General features: G+C 37.9%; 26 protein-coding genes. 3 read left to right on the top strand and 23 right to left on the bottom strand.

Annotation, left to right across the window (positions count from 1 at the left end):
• Positions 1–8: 8 nt before the first annotated feature.
• The 7 genes from VEB00_10885 to VEB00_10855 form a co-directional block, all read right to left on the bottom strand.
• Positions 9–581: an indolepyruvate oxidoreductase subunit beta gene (locus VEB00_10885; protein HYF83517.1), complete on the bottom strand. Its 573-nt coding sequence runs from the start codon at positions 579–581 to the stop codon at positions 9–11.
• A gap of 1 nt (position 582) precedes the next feature.
• Positions 583–2,334: an indolepyruvate ferredoxin oxidoreductase subunit alpha gene (gene iorA / locus VEB00_10880; protein ID HYF83516.1), complete on the bottom strand. Its 1,752-nt coding sequence runs from the start codon at positions 2,332–2,334 to the stop codon at positions 583–585.
• A gap of 26 nt (positions 2,335–2,360) precedes the next feature.
• Positions 2,361–3,263 carry a bifunctional enoyl-CoA hydratase/phosphate acetyltransferase gene (locus VEB00_10875; GenBank protein ID HYF83515.1) on the bottom strand — a complete coding sequence of 301 codons (903 nt, stop codon included), beginning with the start codon at positions 3,261–3,263 and terminating at the stop codon, positions 2,361–2,363.
• Positions 3,264–3,438: 175 nt separating this feature from the next.
• Entirely contained in the window at positions 3,439–4,050 is a 612-nt protein-coding gene (locus tag VEB00_10870; protein HYF83514.1) for a lactate utilization protein, read from the bottom strand.
• A 56-nt stretch (positions 4,051–4,106) separates the two neighbouring features.
• A complete protein-coding gene (gene glnA, locus VEB00_10865; GenBank protein ID HYF83513.1) occupies positions 4,107–5,540 on the bottom strand; it encodes a type I glutamate--ammonia ligase in 1,434 nt (477 codons plus the stop codon).
• Between the two features lie 65 nt (positions 5,541–5,605).
• A complete protein-coding gene (locus VEB00_10860; protein ID HYF83512.1) occupies positions 5,606–6,490 on the bottom strand; it encodes an LCP family protein in 885 nt (294 codons plus the stop codon).
• 110 nt (positions 6,491–6,600) lie between these two features.
• The gene (locus tag VEB00_10855) at positions 6,601–6,861 is read right to left on the bottom strand and encodes a DUF3343 domain-containing protein (GenBank protein ID HYF83511.1); all 261 of its coding nucleotides are present in this window, start codon (positions 6,859–6,861) and stop codon (positions 6,601–6,603) included.
• Positions 6,862–6,984: 123 nt separating this feature from the next.
• Between VEB00_10855 and VEB00_10850 the strand changes: the two genes are divergently transcribed.
• Positions 6,985–7,887, top strand: coding sequence for a selenium metabolism-associated LysR family transcriptional regulator (locus tag VEB00_10850; GenBank protein HYF83510.1), 903 nt, complete (start codon positions 6,985–6,987; stop codon positions 7,885–7,887).
• 3 nt (positions 7,888–7,890) lie between these two features.
• Here VEB00_10850 and VEB00_10845 read toward each other — a convergent pair whose 3' ends face one another.
• The 12 genes from VEB00_10845 to VEB00_10790 all read right to left on the bottom strand — a co-directional run bounded on the left by VEB00_10845 (position 7,891) and on the right by VEB00_10790 (position 14,680).
• Entirely contained in the window at positions 7,891–8,010 is a 120-nt protein-coding gene (locus VEB00_10845; GenBank protein HYF83509.1) for an ABC transporter ATP-binding protein, read from the bottom strand.
• A 149-nt stretch (positions 8,011–8,159) separates the two neighbouring features.
• A complete protein-coding gene (locus tag VEB00_10840; protein ID HYF83508.1) occupies positions 8,160–8,627 on the bottom strand; it encodes a DUF5680 domain-containing protein in 468 nt (155 codons plus the stop codon).
• A 20-nt stretch (positions 8,628–8,647) separates the two neighbouring features.
• Positions 8,648–9,130 (bottom strand): NUDIX domain-containing protein, encoded by a 483-nt coding sequence (locus VEB00_10835; protein HYF83507.1) that lies wholly within the window; start codon positions 9,128–9,130, stop codon positions 8,648–8,650.
• 73 nt (positions 9,131–9,203) lie between these two features.
• Positions 9,204–9,494, bottom strand: a complete 291-nt coding sequence (locus tag VEB00_10830) for a hypothetical protein (GenBank protein ID HYF83506.1) — start codon at positions 9,492–9,494, stop codon at positions 9,204–9,206.
• Between the two features lie 28 nt (positions 9,495–9,522).
• Positions 9,523–9,933 carry a VOC family protein gene (locus tag VEB00_10825; GenBank protein HYF83505.1) on the bottom strand — a complete coding sequence of 137 codons (411 nt, stop codon included), beginning with the start codon at positions 9,931–9,933 and terminating at the stop codon, positions 9,523–9,525.
• 27 nt (positions 9,934–9,960) lie between these two features.
• A complete protein-coding gene (locus VEB00_10820; GenBank protein HYF83504.1) occupies positions 9,961–10,491 on the bottom strand; it encodes a hypothetical protein in 531 nt (176 codons plus the stop codon).
• Positions 10,492–10,648: 157 nt separating this feature from the next.
• Entirely contained in the window at positions 10,649–11,371 is a 723-nt protein-coding gene (locus tag VEB00_10815) for a metallophosphoesterase family protein (GenBank protein ID HYF83503.1), read from the bottom strand.
• Positions 11,372–11,398: 27 nt separating this feature from the next.
• Positions 11,399–11,968 (bottom strand): HD domain-containing protein, encoded by a 570-nt coding sequence (locus VEB00_10810; GenBank protein ID HYF83502.1) that lies wholly within the window; start codon positions 11,966–11,968, stop codon positions 11,399–11,401.
• Between the two features lie 43 nt (positions 11,969–12,011).
• The gene (locus VEB00_10805) at positions 12,012–12,536 is read right to left on the bottom strand and encodes a GNAT family N-acetyltransferase (protein ID HYF83501.1); all 525 of its coding nucleotides are present in this window, start codon (positions 12,534–12,536) and stop codon (positions 12,012–12,014) included.
• Positions 12,537–12,560: 24 nt separating this feature from the next.
• Positions 12,561–13,502, bottom strand: a complete 942-nt coding sequence (locus tag VEB00_10800) for a 2-dehydropantoate 2-reductase N-terminal domain-containing protein (GenBank protein ID HYF83500.1) — start codon at positions 13,500–13,502, stop codon at positions 12,561–12,563.
• A gap of 65 nt (positions 13,503–13,567) precedes the next feature.
• Positions 13,568–13,918, bottom strand: a complete 351-nt coding sequence (locus VEB00_10795) for a hypothetical protein (GenBank protein HYF83499.1) — start codon at positions 13,916–13,918, stop codon at positions 13,568–13,570.
• 9 nt (positions 13,919–13,927) lie between these two features.
• Positions 13,928–14,680, bottom strand: coding sequence for a hypothetical protein (locus tag VEB00_10790; GenBank protein HYF83498.1), 753 nt, complete (start codon positions 14,678–14,680; stop codon positions 13,928–13,930).
• Positions 14,681–14,831: 151 nt separating this feature from the next.
• Between VEB00_10790 and VEB00_10785 the strand changes: the two genes are divergently transcribed.
• Positions 14,832–15,668 (top strand): hypothetical protein, encoded by an 837-nt coding sequence (locus tag VEB00_10785; GenBank protein ID HYF83497.1) that lies wholly within the window; start codon positions 14,832–14,834, stop codon positions 15,666–15,668.
• 38 nt (positions 15,669–15,706) lie between these two features.
• Positions 15,707–15,871 (top strand): hypothetical protein, encoded by a 165-nt coding sequence (locus VEB00_10780; GenBank protein ID HYF83496.1) that lies wholly within the window; start codon positions 15,707–15,709, stop codon positions 15,869–15,871.
• 215 nt (positions 15,872–16,086) lie between these two features.
• On the opposite strand, the gene VEB00_10775 is transcribed toward VEB00_10780, so the two are convergent.
• Genes VEB00_10775 through VEB00_10760 form a run of 4 tightly spaced genes read right to left on the bottom strand, consistent with a single transcriptional unit; the run spans position 16,087 to position 17,829 of the window.
• Positions 16,087–16,509: a GNAT family N-acetyltransferase gene (locus tag VEB00_10775; GenBank protein HYF83495.1), complete on the bottom strand. Its 423-nt coding sequence runs from the start codon at positions 16,507–16,509 to the stop codon at positions 16,087–16,089.
• A 38-nt stretch (positions 16,510–16,547) separates the two neighbouring features.
• Entirely contained in the window at positions 16,548–17,000 is a 453-nt protein-coding gene (locus VEB00_10770) for a GNAT family N-acetyltransferase (GenBank protein ID HYF83494.1), read from the bottom strand.
• A 27-nt stretch (positions 17,001–17,027) separates the two neighbouring features.
• A complete protein-coding gene (locus VEB00_10765; GenBank protein ID HYF83493.1) occupies positions 17,028–17,279 on the bottom strand; it encodes a hypothetical protein in 252 nt (83 codons plus the stop codon).
• 13 nt (positions 17,280–17,292) lie between these two features.
• Positions 17,293–17,829: a GNAT family N-acetyltransferase gene (locus VEB00_10760; protein ID HYF83492.1), complete on the bottom strand. Its 537-nt coding sequence runs from the start codon at positions 17,827–17,829 to the stop codon at positions 17,293–17,295.
• Positions 17,830–17,952: the final 123 nt, after the last annotated feature.

Below are 17,952 nucleotides of genomic sequence, written 5' to 3'. Positions count from 1 at the left end.
TTATGGAATTAAAGCTCTTTTCCTTTGTTGTAAGCCTTGATATTGATGTCAACAAGCTTGGGATTTATGGTCTCTCTTATTATTTCTTCCCAGTCGATCTCATCCATTTTCAGGGCTTTCACTAAGGCACCAAAGAGTACTATATTCTGTGTCTTAATATTACCCAATTCCTCTGCTATCTTGCCCGCGTCAATTACTACTGTCTTGAATGCACCCTGCAGTGCTTCGATGAGTCCCTGGGGGTATTCTTCCTTTCCGCTTGCAATAGGCATGGAAGGTATCTCATAATTATTAACTACTACAATTCCCTCAGGCTTGAGATATTCAACCCATCTCACCGCTTCCATCTTCTCAAAGGAAACGAGAATGTCCGCCTGACCTAAGCCAATTATCGGAGAGTATACCTTCTTGCCGTATCTTACTTGGGTGGTTACGCTTCCACCTCTCTGAGCCATGCCGTGCACTTCAGACATCTTTACGTCATAACCGGCTTTCATAAGTCCTGCAGTCAATATCCTGCTGACAAGAATTGTTCCTTGTCCACCGACGCCGACCAATAATATGTTTTTAGTATCACTCATATTATTCACCAACCTTCTCTATAGCATCGAATTTGCAAACCTGCATACAGACTTCGCAGCCTACACACATTGATTGATCTATATATGATGTGCCGTCTTTAAAGAACACTGCAGGGCAGCCTACCTTCAGACACATTTTACATTTCTTGCATTTATCCTTGTTGACAGTACATTTTGTTTTAAAAGGAGGCAAGCCCTTAATGAGTACACATGGCCTCTTTGTTACTATTGCATAAGGTTCCTTGCTGTTTGCAGCCTCTTCAACAGTCTCATCCATTGCTTTAAGGTCACAGGGATCAACTACTTTAACAGTCTTGTACCCTAATGCCTTTAATACTTCAACTGGATCTATCTGTATTGCGTCCTCGCCCATCAGAGTCTTACCCGTCCCCGGATTCTCCTGATGCCCGGTCATACCTGTAATTCTGTTGTCGAGCACTACAGGCACCATTCTGCCTTTGTTGTAAACTATATCTATAGCACCTGTTATTCCCGAATGGAAGAAGGTTGAATCACCAAGCACTCCAAAGACCTTAGTGTCACGACCAGATACTTCAAAGGCCTTAGCCATTCCCATACCTGCGCTGAAGCCTGCTCCCATACATATAACAGTGTCTAAAGCGTTAAGCGGCGCTGATCCGCCTAGAGTGTAGCAGCCTATATCTCCTGTAATAACTGTGTTTTTCTTCTTTGACATTGTATAGAAGAAACCTCTGTGTGGGCAGCCTGCACAAAGTACCGGAGGTCTTGCTACAACTTTTGCATCCAATGTCTTTGTCTCAGTTTTCTTATTCAGCAGAGCCTTTGCAACTACATCAGGATTTAATTCATATAGATTCGGAATAAGTTCCTTACCTATGCACTTTATTCCCACAGCCTTCATCTGTTCTTCCATAAAGGGCTCAAGCTCTTCAATCACATATACAGTCTCAAACTTGGAAGCAAATTCTCTTATAAGGTCCATTGGAAGCGGATATGTGAAGCCCAGCTTCAAGTATGAAGCATCTTCTCCGAATACTTCCTTCGCATACTGATAAGCAACACTTGCTGTTACTATACCTATCTTTGTATTCTTGTTATATTCAATCTTGTTTAGTGGTGATTTATTTGCATATTCTTCAAGTGCCTTTAATCTATCTTCAACTTTAGCATGGGCAATCTTTGCATTTGCAGGAGTTGCTACAAACTTTGAAGCATTTCTTTCATATTTTTTAGTCTCTACTTCCGTTCTTTCTCCCAACTCGACTATGCTCTTGCTATGGCATACTCTGGTAGTTACTCTATAGAGAACCGGAGTATCAAACATCTCACTGATTCTAAACGCTTCTGCCAAAAAGTCCTTGGATTCCTGACTATCACCTGGCTCAACCATCGGAATCTTGGCAAACTTCGCATAATACCTGTTGTCCTGCTCATTCTGCGAGCTATGCATGCTTGGATCATCAGCTGTAATCATAACATATCCGGCATTTACTCCCAGATATGCATATGTGAATATAGGGTCAGCTGCCACATTCAAACCAACGTGTTTCATTGCAGATAAGCTTCTTACTCCTGCAATAGATGCACCAATTGCAACTTCTGCTGCTACCTTCTCATTTGGTGCCCATTCACAGTAGATATCCTTCTTGTACTCCACAATATTTTCTAATATCTCTGTACTTGGCGTGCCTGGATAAGCTGCGGCGACTTTAACACCGGCTTCATATGCACCTCTGGCAATCGCCTCGTTGCCTGACATCAATTGCTTCACTATTTTTACCCCCTTGATATAAAATATTAATTACTTGCTACAATACTTCCAAGAGCTATGGATAAGAGCTTTGACTCAGATGAGTCTGCTCTTGAAACAAGTACTATCGGTACCTTGGCGCCCATTATGACTCCTGCGGATTTTGCTCCTGCAAAATAAGTCAGAGACTTTCCAAGGGCATTTCCTACCTCATAATATGGAACCAACAATATATCAGCATTACCGCCGCCTTCACTCTTATAGCCCTTATGAGCACATGCCTCACTGCTGATGGCAAGATCCAATGCAACAGGTCCTTGTACTACAACTCCTTGAGTCTCCCATTTGTCCTTCATATCAGCTATAGCTTTTGCATCAACAGTTGCCGGTATTTTCGGATTAACTGTCTCCGCTCCTGCAAGACAGGAAGCATAGATCTTATCCATTTTCATTGCCTTACATACTTTTATTGCATTTTCCAGTATTTGAACCTTCTGCTCCAGATTCGGTGCTACATTCATACCTCCATCAGTCGTATAAAGGAGCTTCTTATAGGTAGCTGTTTCATAAACCATTACATGGCTGATGAGGTTATCTGTCCTGAGTCCAATTTCCTTGTCCAGCACAGCTCTCATGATATCTGCCGTCTGTAAGAGTCCCTTCATTAAGAAGTCACCCTTACCATTCCTGACAAGCTCCACGGATTTCCTGGCCGCTTGTATCATATCCGGCTCATTTACTATCTCATAGCTGCTGCTTTGAATTTTTAATTTGTTCATGATTTCTTTAATTTTGCCTTCATCACCCACAAGTAATGGTTCTACAAGACCCATGTCCTTTGCTTGGCTTACTGCCAGTATCACATCTTCATCCTGAGCTGCGGCTACAACAATTCGCATTTTTTTCTGACTTTTTGCAGCTTCCAATAGCTCTTTGAAGTTTTTAATCATCAAATCACCCCAGATTAAAAATATTTTGTATGCCTTAAAATTTTTGTGTAATATAATATCATTTTACAATATTTCGAGCGTTCCTTCAACCTATACTTGATTATTTTTAAAATTGAATTCAAAAACAGCCATGTTCATATGCCTAAACATGGCTGTTTTACTATGTTTTATTTGCTTAATAGCCGAGTTCTTGTCCTACGAGGATTACCTCCAAGTCAGTCTTGCCCGGCTTTCTATTAATAATTGTGGTTACGTTGCACATCCTCTGTGGACTGCTGCAATCAGAGCATTTTCCATTTATTGTACAAGGAGTATTTAGCTTTAACCTTCTTGCGTTCTTGTAAGCGTTATCCTTAATCCTCTGCAGTGCCCCATCCAGATTCTTCGTTATCTTATTGATTCCGCACAGCACATATACTTTTTCAGGTCCAAAAATCATTGAAGTTACTCTATTACCCACTCCATCAGTATTAACCAGCTGTCCTTCCTCAGTAAGAGCATTTGTGCTTGTAATATACACATCAGCCCGTCCTGCATTTTTCCTGGCTTCATCCGCTGCTTCAGTAGTGCTTTCCAACCAGTGGAAGAATACTTCATTGCCCTTCTCTTTGAGCAGCTCTGGTATTCCCAGGGACTTTACTGTCATAGAGCCTCCGATTCCTACCTTTGCTCCTTTATCGATGCTTTCCAGAAGATAGTTTACCGCAGAGCTAGAATCATCAAAAAATGTGGCTTTGATACCGTTTTTTCCCAAAGCCTCTATTGTTCTTTTCACAGATTCCTGCATACAATCACTCCTCATTTATATTATATTCTCATATATAAATAATATTTCACACTTGCCTATAAGTCGTAATATAGCTCAAACTCAGCTGGATGTGGAATTATGCTTATCTTCTTATGCTCCTTCTCCAACTTGTTCTTTACCCATGCAGCTATCATCTCTTTTGTGAAAACTCCGCCTTTTATAAGGAATTCGTTGTCTTTCATTAATGCTTCCATAGCTTCCTCAAGGTTCTTTGGAAGACCTTTTATTTTCTTCCTTTCCTCTTCGCTAAGCTCGAATATATTTACGTCATATGGACCAAAGCCTTCCTTTACAGGATCAATCTTGTTGATTATCCCATCCAAGCCTGCCATCAGTAAAGCCGAGTAAGCAAGGTACGGATTGCAGGTCGCGTCTGAAGATCTGAATTCAAACCTTTTACTCTCAGGCTTGTTTCCATACCCAGGAATCCTTATTACAGCACTCCTGTTGGAGGTTGCAAAGCAAATGCTTACTGGTGCTTCATAGCCCGGAACCAACCTCTTGTATGAGTTTGTACTAGGACTTGTAAAGCCTAATAATGCCGGTGAATGCTTCAGCAGTCCCCCGATAAAGTATAAAGCTGTCTGGCTGAGACCTGAATATCCGTTCTTATCATAGAATAATGGCTTTCCATCCTTGTACAACCACATATGTACGTGCATCCCACTTCCTGCTTCACCATACATAGGCTTAGGCATGAAAGTGGCACTTTTGCCGTTTTGAATTGCCATATTTTTAACTACATATTTGAGCAGATAGGTTTTGTCTGCCATATCCTTCATTTTGCCTGGTTCAACTTCCAGCTCGTGCTGCCCTGGCCCTCCCACCTCATGGTGGTGGTACTTTATAGGCATCCCCAGCTCCTCAAGCATAATAGTCATCTTGCTTCTCAAGTCATTGCTGATATCAGAGGGAAGTGCCAGATGATATCCGCCCTTATGTCTTGCCTTATAACCCAGGTTGTTTTCGTATAATGCATTGGTATTCCATTCAGCCTGCTTAGAATCAATAGTAACTTCCTGATGACTTGGTGTGCTTTCGAAGGCTATCTGATCAAATAAATAAAATTCAAACTCAGGACCAATTATATTCTCATCTGCAATACCAGTTGAAGCCATGAACTTTTCTGCCTTTTCGGCAATATATCTTGGATCTCCCTCATACCTTTTGATTCCATCTTCCAAGGTGTGTATATCGCCTATCATGCTAAGGGTAGGCACTTCGCAGAAAGGATCTACAAAAGCAGAGCTCAAATCCGGTATGAAAACCATATCACTTTTTTCAACTGTAACAAACCCATAGCTGGAACCGTCAAAGCCTATGCCATCCTCAAAAATCTTCTCACTAAACCGTTCCACTGGTATAGAAAGGTGATGCCATCTCCCTGCCAAATCGGTAATTTTAAAATCTACAATCTTTATACCCCTTGAATCACAAAACTTTTTAGCCTCCGTGAGACTTTTGAACAATCGTATAACCCCCTTTGTACTAATGTGTCAATTTCAGTATATTTAAACAACTATAATGTGTCAAATTATTCCTCAATTATTGGCTTTAGCAGTTCGTTCATTTTGTCCTTATTCACAACATAGAAGGACAAATGGTTTATTGAGTCCGCCCTGCCGGGGATTGTCTGGAAGCTGATATTCTCTTCCTTTATCTTCTGAGCTTTAGTTATATAAAACATCATCTGTTTTGGCGACATATTTGTATTTACATACTCAGTGATAGGTCCCTGCAGCTTCAGGAAGTTTGCCACCAGGTTCCCTTTTAGAACCTTCTCAACGCCAAGCTTGACTATCTCCTGCTGCATCTTTACCCTTCCCAGATCGCCTTCCTTATAGCCGCCCCCCTTATTGTTCTTACGATATCTCAAGAGCCTTATTATATCTTCTCCCTTGCTCACTTCCTGGCCTTTTTCGAAATGTATATGGAGTCCATCGACAGGATCATCATAATTCATGTTCATTGGAACTGTAACTTTAATGCCGCCTATAGCATCTACTATTGCTTTGACAGCCTTATAATCAACTTTAACATAATAATGCACCGGTACTCCAGTAAGCGTTTCCACGCTTTCAACCACATTATCGGCTCCGCCTCTGCCATAGGATGAATTTATTTTATTGTTGGCAGAAGTATTATGTCCCTTCCGTTCTACATAAGTATCCCTTGGTATCGAAACCACATCTAGTGCCCCGCCCTTGGGGTCAAAGCTGCAGAGCATAATTGAATCTGCGAGTCCATTAGCTATACCCATAACTACAACATTGACTCGTTTCTCCGGCACGGGATATCCTTCCGCACCCCCTTTAACACTTATACTGTTCAGAAAATAGTATGTAAAGCCATATCCGGCAGCTGCAATCAGACAAACTAATATTACTATTGCTCTGATAATTCTTCCTTTTCTACTCATCTTTACCTCCCTTTCAAAACACCTCAACAAAATAACACCATTCCCAGTTTAATTCTATTCACCTAATATGTAAAGCCTGCTATAAGCAAAAAAACATACCATAAAAACAATTAAATGCTCTTATGGTATGTTTTCTTTCCATTTTGTGCTTCTACATGATAATATCCGGCTACTTTTAGATTTTCTTTGACAGCAAGTTCCTTTATCTTTTCAACTTCAACAACTTCCAGCTTTGCAGAAATTCCACAGCTTGCAGTTATTTCCCGGGGAACAGGCATAATGTTTATTGTGAAGCCGCTTCCTCTTACGACCTTCTCAAAATGCAGTGCATAGTGAGTTGAGTCGAAAACAGCAATATAATAATCGTTCATTGCATTCACTCTCCATATCGTCTAAAATTATATTATATCTTGGTTAAAACTTCAAATATATATTATCATTAGCATTTCATGGATTGATATTATAAATTCATTTGCCTATAAGGAGGTATAACTATGGACTTTAGACAAATTGAAGCTTTTGTATATGTGGTTCGATATAGGAGTTTTTCCAGAGCAGCAGACGCTATATATCTAACCCAGCCCACAGTAAGCTCCCATATAAGCACCTTGGAAAAAGAACTGGGAATTAAGCTGATAGATCGCTCCGGTAAAGAAGTCGAGCCAACAACCGCAGGCAATATTTTCTATGATTATGCCAATAATCTTATCAATATTAGGGACAATGCTTTATTCACGCTTAACGAGTTTTCAAAGAAAATTGAAGGAAAGGTTGAAATAGCTGCATCCACAGTGCCAGCTGAGTACCTTCTTCCAAGGCTTATGATAGGCTTTAGAAATATATACAATAATATTAGCTTTGCTGCTGATCAATTTGATTCAAAGCAGGTTATTAATGAGCTTCTCGAAAAAAAATATGAGCTTGGAATGGTTGGCACAATTATTGAAAACAGTAAGCTTGAATATCACAAGCTGGTGGAGGACAGACTGGTATTAGCTACGCCTTGTAATAAAAAATACAGTGCAATAACTTCAAATACAGTGCCCTTTGATGCTATCCAAAATGAAAACTTCATATATCGGGAATCCGGCTCGGGTACAAGACAAGAATTTGAAAGGATATTTATGAAGCATGGGATAAATTCCACCTCCATCAAGATTGCTGCCCAGTTCAACAGCATCGATGCTATTAAACAGGCTGTGAGCCATGGATTGGGAGTATCCATAATGTCTTACATAAGTATTGAAGACTATGTAAGGTTCGACCAAATAAAAGCCTTCGATATCGAAGACTTTGACTTGAAGAGATCATTTTATATTGTTACACATAAGAATAGACCTCTTTCGCCGGTCAATTCAGTGTTCTTGAAGTACATAACGGAATATTATAAGTGTTGATTATTACTCATTCCCATGCTTGAAGTTTCCTGTAAACTTTGCCATGATAAGCTGGGCTTCTTTGTGGTCAGCAGTATTTATTCTTTTCATGAACTTCTCGCTCTCGCTGCCTTTTAATATCATGATTTGTTTTCCGTTCCAGAATATAAACACTTTATTATCCTTGTTTATTTTGTATGTAAATACCTCTTCATCAAGTCTGTTCCTCTTATCAACACGGTCTATAGCATTATGCCTCCAATCAAATACGGTTTTTCTTTTAGCAGCACCTTCTATTTTATATACCCTCCATGAAACTTCAATTCATATATCAGATTATCTTCCAGATATATGAATTCCTCTCCACAAAAGCTGCTCATATCCCCTTTCCAGACGCATTCATATCTGTATTCATTTGATTGATAGACATGTGGCCCTCTAAATGGACTATCCAGAGGCAACATGAGCAGTGCCCCTTTAAGACACTTTGAAAAACCATCAGGTATATTCTCCACCAGCATTTCACCATAGTAATTCATTCCCCAAATGGGAGTATCCCTGTACCACACTGCTTCTTCACCTATGAAGTTAATGCTGCCTAAATAGCTGTCAAGGTAATAGTAGTCGCCTTTCTTATAGGGTAAATCTTTCGAACCCAGTCTTGATGGCGCTATAATCTGTCCATCTCCTGCATAAGTACTCTTCTTGGCTTCCACCAAGAACTCTTTCAACTCTTCTACTCTAAAGTTCTGTAAATTCATAATATAACCCCCTCAATATTTTAATAAAGTAAACTCATATAATCCTGTCCATAATTGAAGAACTCATTACTAGCCATCATTTCGAATATTTCTCTCATACCGGCATACTTCACTTCACTAACTTCTTCCTTTTGCATTCTGATATCTTTCAGATCGACGTCATGGCATGCCAGCCATAAATCGGATATGACATTTTTTCGTTTAACCCTAATTACTCTCTCCAGCATATCCGGCTTGAAGCTTATGCCCAGCTCTTCTTTTACTTCTCTTAATGCGGCGTTCGAGCTGTTTTCCCCTTTAATTGCTGATCCACCCGTCGCAGCCCAGATACCAGGCCATCGTTCAACCTTTTCTGACCTTTTCTGTATTAAATATTCACCCTTGCTATTCTTAATCCAGATATTTACTACCAAATGGTACTCTCCATCCTTCAACGACTGACCTCTTTCGATAGTCTTTCCGGTTAAATTGCCATCTTCATCCAGAACATCCCATAACTCCATGCATTTTCTCCTTATGCTCTATCGTTTATAATAGCCTCTCAGTATCACTACACGATACTTAAATAATAAAGCTTTACCTTTCTGTATCGGAGTAAAGGTATGTAATTAAGCCAATTAGCGCAACAACTAATGAAATATCAAACAACATATTCATCTGGTTATGTGTAAGCTTAATTACACCCAAATATAATGTCTTAGAATTACCTCCGCCTGAGAAAAATGATGCTCTATAAGCTAGTGCAATACAGTTAAGTGCAGCTATAATAATTACAGTAAAAGCTGACTGCTTTATATATTCATCATTTTTATTTCTTGCAATTGCAATTCCTATGAAGGGAACACAAAGTAAAAATATATAAAACAAGAGAACCCTCCTTTTACTAATAATCAGTTTATTTTATCTTTTTAGCTTTCATATGCTCATAAAAGCCGTCCTTGTCAGTCCACTGTATCATATCTATCTCGAATCCATCAGGATCTTTTATATAGAACTGCCTGGAAAACTGCTTTATAATAATTTGTAAATTTTCCTCCACATAACCTTTTTTCTTAAATTCATTAAGCAGCTCATCGACATTATCTACCGAATATCCTATATGCCTAAAATTTTCACTATTCGCCTCAAAGCTTTCTTTTTCCGAAATAAACAACTCGTGATTGAAGCCCTTAAGAATTGCGTAATTCATTCCGTTTTCCTTTTTTCCTCTGTCAATGAGCTCATAGCCAAGTACATTATGATAGAATTCAATGAACTTCTCTATTTTAGAGACATATCTATTCAAATGATCTATGTTCAGCTTCACAATTAACACTCCATTTCTTTGTATTAGTCAAGCCAGCCGAAGCATTGCCTCAACCTGATTTACTGCCTTTTTATCAAGTACACCGCCTGAAAGAGCATTAAGTATGTAACTTTCTATCTCATTATTGGTCTGATACTTTCGAATCATCGCAAGAGCTTCTAGTATATCAATCAATATGAGTTTCTGCATTGTTGCTTTTATATCTGAGATGCTAATAGACATCAGTTTATTAGCAATCTTCATATTCAAGTGGCTCTTGTAGGGAACTATCCCACTTAAAGCCTGAATACATTGGCGTATAGTTATAGGCTTTTCATCATATACGAGTGATAAATACTCATCAATAACATAGTCAATTTTATTATCAATATCCCACTTTGCATTAGCAGCAATAAGCATTAACCCTAGACTTCTTTGATATGAGTTTTCGCTTTTAAGCTTTTCGCAGAATATATCCCAATATGGATATACATCTCCAAAGTCTTTTGAGCGATGCTGAAGCAGAAGAAAGTAATGATATCTTATTGTGTCATCCTTTTCTGATAGCGAGTTCACCAATTGCTACAGGTCATCTCCACTAATTGTTTTTGATGCTTCCTGCAAATCATCCTTTTCAAATAATAACAGCCTTTCAATGGTAAGCATATTCCCGCCTCCCTATTATTTATTTACTCTATTAACCAGACTAGAGAATATAGCTTTTTATATTACAACGCTATAATAACCCACTAATAAGAATATTCATATATTTCTCTGGGAACGGAAAATTCCTATCTTTTGCTAGTTTCAAAGCTTCTGATATCTGATAATTAACTCGTCTTATTTCAAACTCAGGTAAAGCCCCTGATTGTATGCTTAGAATCCCGTAAGTAGCCCTATTATCACCATCTAGTGGCTTTCCAACACTGCCTGCATTAAATAGATACTTGCCATTTATCACTTCAAAATATGGTACATGTGAGTGTCCACAGACTACAATATCTTCTTCAACTCCTTCAAGTATTTGAACGAGATCCTCCATCGGAGTTCTATAATCCATAGTTTCATTTATCGCTCTCGGTGAACCATGTACACATAGAATACTCTTATCTATTATCTTGATTACCTCTGTATAAGGTTTTCCTATAATCAGTGCAACTTCTTCTTCATTAAGCCAACTACTTGCATACCTGTAATATTCATACAACTCCATCTCTTTCTCAGTGCTTGGCTTCCAATCACCAGACATCTCTTCAAGCCAAACATCAGTATTCCCTTTTACCCAACACATAGGATTCATTTCTTGAAGAGCATTAATAACAAGCTTGGGCTCAGGCCCAACCATAACCAAATCCCCAAGAAATATAATACTCTCTATTTTTTGCTGTTGCATATCCTGCATAACTGCTGCTAAAGCCGCACTATTGCCATGTATATCTGATATTACTGCTATTCTCACAGTTATAGCCCCCTCTATGTAACTAAATCACTCAAGAATTTTCTTTGCGCATAAATAGTCTTCACGTATTATTTCTCTTGCTTCAGGACATAGCTTATTCCAACTTCTTTCAAGCTTGCTTAACACCCACGCTTTACCTTCATCAATAGTCATGCAATGTTTGGTATAAGCTAAATATAAAAGCGATGCAACTTGATCTATATGAGACATCGCATCTGCACTAGCAACGCATTCTCCTTCAGGGCTTCTTCTTTCAGATAATATGCTGCCTCTGTGAAACAAAATACAACGCTTAACCTGCTCAATCTTTTCTGGGGAGTAATCATATTTTCCGAGAATCCTTTCTGCTTCAGTTGCTCCATGAAGTTGATGCTTTTCAGCCAAAGAACTGTCCTTTATACCAGCATAATCATGCAGCAGAGCCGCAATTTCTACCACTTCACAATCAGCACCCAACATTGCAGCTAGCTGTTTTGCATATTGCACAACATATACTATATGATGGCTCCATATACCATACCCAAACTTATTTGTATCCATTTTACACGTCTCTTCAACAAGATTGCTTATTTCTTCAATCATTTGTTTCTGATTCATTATCTCTTCTCCTTTGCTTCGTATGACACTTAGTAACTAATTATTATATTTGGTGCCCACCATCATAGTCTTTTACATATCTGACCTCATTTAACTGTTTGCCTATTTCAATTTCTTTTACAGTCCCATCGAACTTAAACCCCTGCTTTTCATAAAAACTTCGTGCATTCTTGTTATCTTCTAAAACCCAGAGCGTCACTTTTATAAAGCCCCTTAAGCCAAGTTCTCTTAGACCCCAATTAAGCAGTATTGTACCAAAACCCCTTCGCCAATAGTCAGGCGATATGTATATCCCCCATACCTCACCACATTCAGAGGTTGAGTCACTGTCCCTGCTTCGACCTAAAGTGATAAAGCCAATTACCTTTCCACTTGATTCAATAACTGCAGTTTCCTCAGTTTTATATATAATTGCATTCTTGAAATGCTCTTCTCGCCTGGATGGAGTATATTTGTCCAGAATCTCATCAGGAATAATATTCTTGTATTCAACCCTCCAAGCCTGTGAATGAATAAGTCCTAAATCTTTTGCATCCTGCTCTATAGACCAACGAATCTTGTGTTCCATGCTCTCCTCCTCACTCCTACACTACTATAATGAATGTGACTGCTTTTTTAGGTATCTCAAATAAAAACCCTTACTACGAGCTAACTCAGCAAATTCATTACTTAGCAAACCCATCTCCTGCTTAGCGTTTAAAGCATGATTACTAATCAGTATCTCAGAAAACTTCGTTCTATATAGCTGCTTAAGTATGATATTCAAAATCCATACAGGACAGAATCTGAAAACATTCAACTTAAAAGGAGTAACTGCAATACCGGAAGCTTTTAGAAAAACAAAATTCTCTTTTAATGACAAGCTCATGTTATGTATAGCTTCTTTATTCTGAGCTGTAGTATAATTATTTCCCCCATCAAAATATATAGAATTTGCCATGGGTATAACCATTGCAAGATGCGACTTCTGCCATGCATCCATATCATTGCAGATGCTGACAGGAAAATCACTGGATTTTAGTAACTTGTATAGTCTCATCACCCTAGGGCTTCTCCCACTTGAGAGCTCTCCAATTGTTGTGGACTGAACAAGCCTTGTAGTTATCTTATAACACAATACTCCACTTTCAATCTTGCCTCCAGCACCTGGAAAAGCCGGTATTATTCTGCCCTTCCCGACTATTCCTTCCCATTTGTCATAACCAAAAGGATTATTCACCAAAGTGATTATGTTCTGGCTGCAATTACTCTTTATATCTGACAGGGCAGCTTCAATCTGTTCATATCGGACTGTGACAAAGATAAAATCATAGAAATCCTCATCAGAAAGTGTACTAATAATTTTGACATCAGCCTTCTCCACTCTATTAGTATTAGTATTCTGAAAAACAAGACCATTTTCTTGAAGCTCATCCAATCTTCTGGAACGGGCATACATCGTCACTGAATAACCAACCTTTGATAATTTCACAGCATATATACTGCCTATAACGCCTGCACCCACAATTAATATCTTTGTATTAGACTTGTCCATTTCTCATCACCTCTTAAAGGGATCAGCTTCTGAATAATTAATCCTTTTCTATTGCCCATTGCTTTCTAATTACCCTTTTTCTGAAGCTCTTTTATCTTCTCTTCAATTTCTTTACTTTGCTCAAGCAGCTTTGCCTCCATATCTTCCAGCCTTTTCAGCTCTTTTTGTTTTTCTTCGTCGGAAAGTACAGTATCATTGGTCTTTATTTCACTTGCTTTTTCTATTTGCTTTTCTAACTTAGCAGCTTCTTTTTTCAGTCCTTCAATGTTACTCTCAGTTTTTTCAGTATTTACTGGATTATTAACAGGTGTAGAAATTTCTTTATCCTCCTCAACACAACCTAGAGTACTTAAAAGCAACAATACTGAAATAAATGTCAGCAAACATACCTTTGCAGTTCTTTTATACTTTACCATTGAATTATCTCATTTCTTTAATTCATTCTTTCGCTTGCATTCTTCAACCCAAGCTTCATCTATCCTTCTCAAACGATCTTTTTTAAGGTTCTCCCTGACTATCCAATTAATATCCTTGTCTTGACAGCCAATCCATCTTTCGAACATCTTCTTACCTTCATCAAAATTATAGACTATTGCCACACTCCAGCAATACGCCAGACCCTTCTTCAAGGCCACAAACCCCTCATCTTTTGTATTCTCCACATTAACAATCGACTTTGTAATCGTATCAAGTATTTGAAGCACATTGAAAACCTGCCCTTTTTGATTTAATAGCTTCGGCTCACAGAGTGCCGCCGCTGCAGCTCTTTTTTCATAATAGCTTCCCTCTGCCCAATCCTTCATCTCATTTATTAATTCATCCATATGCTCTTCACCATATATTTGCAATGCCATTGCAACACCCTCGCGAGTTCTCCACCTTGGATCAGAGGCAAATGAACGTAATAGTCCTAAATACTTTGACTTTCCTTCAGCAACAAGCCTGCCCAAACCCACCGTGCCACATGCTGATAAAAACTCTTCTTGCGAATTGACCGGAGCTAATTCAGGTGTAAAGCTTATCAGGTGCAAGAACTGTTCTTCATTTCCTACCTCTGCAACAGCGTATATTAATTCGAGATTCCCGCGCGGGCCAGGCAACCCAGACTCCTGCTTTAAATACTCATCCCAGTTTTCCATGCTTTTAAGTTTCTCAACATATGCTTGAATTTTTTTCATTTCTTGTCCTCATTTCATGTTAGACTCCTGACACTTGTGGATAATTATACCATATAATGTACTACAGATAAATTAGTTAATCCTACAAAACTTTTCATATTATCCCATTTTATGGTATAATATAAGCAAGTGTTTTGCGGAGGTAAGAGATATGCTTAGCTTTGTTATATGCGTTGTGGCACTGGTACTAGGCCTTCTGATGCAGAAACTGCAGAAATATTATATAATATCCTTTCTAGGTACAATGTTGGCTTTTGTTCTGCCTACTCTTATAGGCAGTAGCGCTATCATGAATAGTATTAAAGCATTGACCAGACTGGACGAGCTAACGATAACAGCAGCAATAATACTATATTGCACAGGCACCTCAATATCTTTCTTGATTTTTAAAGTCCTAAAGATTAAAAAGATGGAGCATCATATTTCTTATGCCAATGAGTTTATCAACGAAGAAATACAGAATTTGCTAGATGACATTAGAAAAGAATTTCTTGAGCACAAAAAATACTATGGAAATGATTTATTCATATCTTTATTCTTTGTGAAAAGAGTATTCTGGGACAAAATAATTTGGAAAGTTGTAAGAATCGGTCATTCCGGAATGCCTGGAATACTATCCGAACCGAATTGGGATGGGATTATTAAAGATTATAGGAATACAAGTACAGGAAAAACGGTATTGCTGCAAGCTGGAAACACAATCAACTTTGCAGAAATTAATGATGCTGAGTACAAGGGTCTGCCTGCCAATATCTTGAATTGGTCAAAGCAAAACATAATATATAGAATAAATATACCTATTAAGAAAAATGAATCAGATTCAAAAGTGGTATTTGTCATTAGTATAAATTGCATAGACCAAAGTTTTACTTGGAGTAAAAAGACAAATAATGAAAGAAAGATACAATTAACATATGCTCATAAAATAACGAATAACTATAAGAAAAGTCTTGCTGGTCTCTATAATTTTTTCAATTGCGTATACTAAACTGTGGTGATATAATTCTTATTAAGGCAGGTGTTTTTATGACAGTTGATAAGGTAAAAATCGTTTCTAAAGGAAATGGAATGTATTTAAGTAATATTGCGGCTGTAGATTTAAAGCATAAAAAAGGTAAAACTATGACCCCTAGGGATTTTTTTGAAAGCCTTATTTATAGAAAGCCTGTGAAAACAAAACCAGCCAAGTAAAATACAAAGATTTTATGGCCTCCCTATATCGGAGGCTTTTTTTATGTTTAAAAATCAAACACCTGTGAGCTTTTGGGTTAAGTAAATATATGCCTCTTCAGTCCATGGATGCATCACTTTCAAGCTCTCCCGGTTATTATACAAATACTTTATATAACCGTAGCAAGCATGCTCCAAGGATTTGTTAAGTATTTGCTGCATTATTCCTAAGATATTCAGCGTAAAGTAAATTTATAATGGCTTTTACTGAAACCATTATGTTCATAAAATTCATGTGAATCTATTCTCTTTCTATTACAGGATACTTCTATAAGCTCACATTTCTTTTCTTTACTTATTTCAACCAATTTATCTATTAGCTTCGAACCAGTGCCTTTGCCCCTGAAGTCATTTTGAATAATCAACTCTTGAATCTCAGCGACATCTGCAGAATGATGTAAAAGACTTTGTATATGCATACTTGCAAAAGCAATTAATTCACCCTTCTCCTCAACGACTAAATAGTGAACATCATTCCTATTTATGTTCTGCGAATATATGCTCTCAAATTCTATAATTGGCATCCCTGTCATTTCTAGCTCACAAATCAGCTTATAGACACCCTGTAAATCATTCAATGTCGCATATCTTAATTCCATTTTAATTTGCCCCTTTTCCCTGATGTTGTACTTAAAGATCAGAAAATCTTCTGGTATATGTAAGAAAAACCACCCTCAGAATACTCTTTCTCTCCGACCTTCACATATCCCCTGCTCTTATAAAAAGCATGGTTATCCTTTCTGAAGTCTGATGCCTCCAATTCAAGCAGCCCTAAATCATCAAACAACTCTTCAATATACTTCAAAGCCATGCAGCCTATCCCCTTACCTTGATAGGTCGGTTCAACAAATAGTCTTATGATTTCGTAATACCCATTTTGTTTGGAGTGTATATAAAAACCTCCAATGAGTTTATCCTCATCAACTATCTTATAGTAAATATGACTTCCCATTAATTCGATTTGTCTTTCAACTGAGTCATAACCAGGAGGTCCTTCTCCACAAAAATCAACATCTATAGAAAAGGCTCTAATCTGAATTTTTACCAACGATTCTGCATCCTCTTCCGATGCTTTTAAAAATCTAATCATTTAATTTCCTCACTTATTTGCTAATTGTTACTGCGAATTCTTTAACCCTTCAAGTATTCTATCTATTTCATGTTTATGCAGACAGTAAACAACACATTCAGGACACTTTTCCAACATGATATCGCGCCATTTGTATTTCTCTTCACATTCTAGCATAATAGTATAAAAGCTTAACCAATCATACTCCCAACAGCCTATTTGCATCTGATGCGGAGGACATTTTGATCCCTGTGGATTGGTGCCGTTAAAACAGCAGTTCTTCATCTCATAGCAATTCATAGATATCTCCCTGTTAATCTAACTTTAGTCCCATTTGGTAACTATCAAAAAACTTGTTATCAATCATAAGATCTCTTAATAATCTTCCTTCCACTTCAAAACCAAGACTCTTATAGAGTTTGATTGCCTTCTCATTATCCGTTCTTACCCTTAGGTTGATCTTTCTTACTATACCAGTCGTTCCAGCCCAATCAATCAAATATTCAATTAATGCCCTCCCGATTCCAAGTCCCCAATGATCGCCTCTGACACTAACTCCAAACTCTCCAACATGTCTTAATCTCTTTCGCATTCCAGCACTAAAGCTCAAGTTCCCAACAATTTCGTCATTGATCTCAGCAACTAAGAATAGAGCATTGTCAGTTTTACTTTTACTTTCAATCAAATTTTCCTCTTCTTCAATAGACATTTGAAATTCGCCCTCACCAAAAGTAAGATAAGCAGTCTCCCTGCAAATAATATCTATAAACTTTAGCATTGATGCAGCATCGGACTTCGAAGCATTCCGAATAGTTATTTTCCTTCCATCTTTCAAGTTTACTGTTTTCATCCTCACACTTCCTCCCTGTATTAATATTCATATAAGACTATAATTCTATATATTACAGTAAATTCCTTCCATATGTTCACCCCCTTTATATGTCTTTCTGAATATTATGAAATAAATTTGCAA

Source organism: Clostridia bacterium, from assembly GCA_035628995.1.
Lineage (GTDB): Bacteria > Bacillota > Clostridia > Lutisporales > Lutisporaceae > BRH-c25.
Note: the sequence above shows the minus strand (reverse complement) of the source record. Positions and strands in the feature narration are given on the sequence as shown.

Bases quoted from the DNA above. Each gene is read 5' to 3' on its own strand.
- VEB00_10860 (HYF83512.1), bottom strand. From the start codon at position 6,490: ATGAGTAGAAAAGGAAGAATTATCAGAGCAATAGTAATATTAGTTTGT.
- VEB00_10875 (HYF83515.1), bottom strand. From the start codon at position 3,263: ATGATTAAAAACTTCAAAGAGCTATTGGAAGCTGCAAAAAGTCAGAAA.
- VEB00_10775 (HYF83495.1), bottom strand. From the start codon at position 16,509: ATGGAATTAAGATATGCGACATTGAATGATTTACAGGGTGTCTATAAG.
- VEB00_10870 (HYF83514.1), bottom strand. From the start codon at position 4,050: ATGCAGGAATCTGTGAAAAGAACAATAGAGGCTTTGGGAAAAAACGGT.
- VEB00_10790 (HYF83498.1), bottom strand. From the start codon at position 14,680: ATGAAAAAAATTCAAGCATATGTTGAGAAACTTAAAAGCATGGAAAAC.
- VEB00_10840 (HYF83508.1), bottom strand. From the start codon at position 8,627: ATGAATTTACAGAACTTTAGAGTAGAAGAGTTGAAAGAGTTCTTGGTG.
- VEB00_10760 (HYF83492.1), bottom strand. From the start codon at position 17,829: ATGAAAACAGTAAACTTGAAAGATGGAAGGAAAATAACTATTCGGAAT.
- VEB00_10835 (HYF83507.1), bottom strand. From the start codon at position 9,130: ATGGAGTTATGGGATGTTCTGGATGAAGATGGCAATTTAACCGGAAAG.
- VEB00_10780 (HYF83496.1), top strand. From the start codon at position 15,707: ATGACAGTTGATAAGGTAAAAATCGTTTCTAAAGGAAATGGAATGTAT.
- VEB00_10795 (HYF83499.1), bottom strand. From the start codon at position 13,918: ATGGTAAAGTATAAAAGAACTGCAAAGGTATGTTTGCTGACATTTATT.
- VEB00_10785 (HYF83497.1), top strand. From the start codon at position 14,832: ATGCTTAGCTTTGTTATATGCGTTGTGGCACTGGTACTAGGCCTTCTG.
- VEB00_10810 (HYF83502.1), bottom strand. From the start codon at position 11,968: ATGAATCAGAAACAAATGATTGAAGAAATAAGCAATCTTGTTGAAGAG.
- VEB00_10765 (HYF83493.1), bottom strand. From the start codon at position 17,279: ATGAATTGCTATGAGATGAAGAACTGCTGTTTTAACGGCACCAATCCA.
- VEB00_10805 (HYF83501.1), bottom strand. From the start codon at position 12,536: ATGGAACACAAGATTCGTTGGTCTATAGAGCAGGATGCAAAAGATTTA.
- VEB00_10850 (HYF83510.1), top strand. From the start codon at position 6,985: ATGGACTTTAGACAAATTGAAGCTTTTGTATATGTGGTTCGATATAGG.
- VEB00_10800 (HYF83500.1), bottom strand. From the start codon at position 13,502: ATGGACAAGTCTAATACAAAGATATTAATTGTGGGTGCAGGCGTTATA.
- VEB00_10770 (HYF83494.1), bottom strand. From the start codon at position 17,000: ATGATTAGATTTTTAAAAGCATCGGAAGAGGATGCAGAATCGTTGGTA.
- VEB00_10845 (HYF83509.1), bottom strand. From the start codon at position 8,010: ATGATATTAAAAGGCAGCGAGAGCGAGAAGTTCATGAAAAGAATAAAT.
- VEB00_10855 (HYF83511.1), bottom strand. From the start codon at position 6,861: ATGAACGATTATTATATTGCTGTTTTCGACTCAACTCACTATGCACTG.
- VEB00_10885 (HYF83517.1), bottom strand. From the start codon at position 581: ATGAGTGATACTAAAAACATATTATTGGTCGGCGTCGGTGGACAAGGA.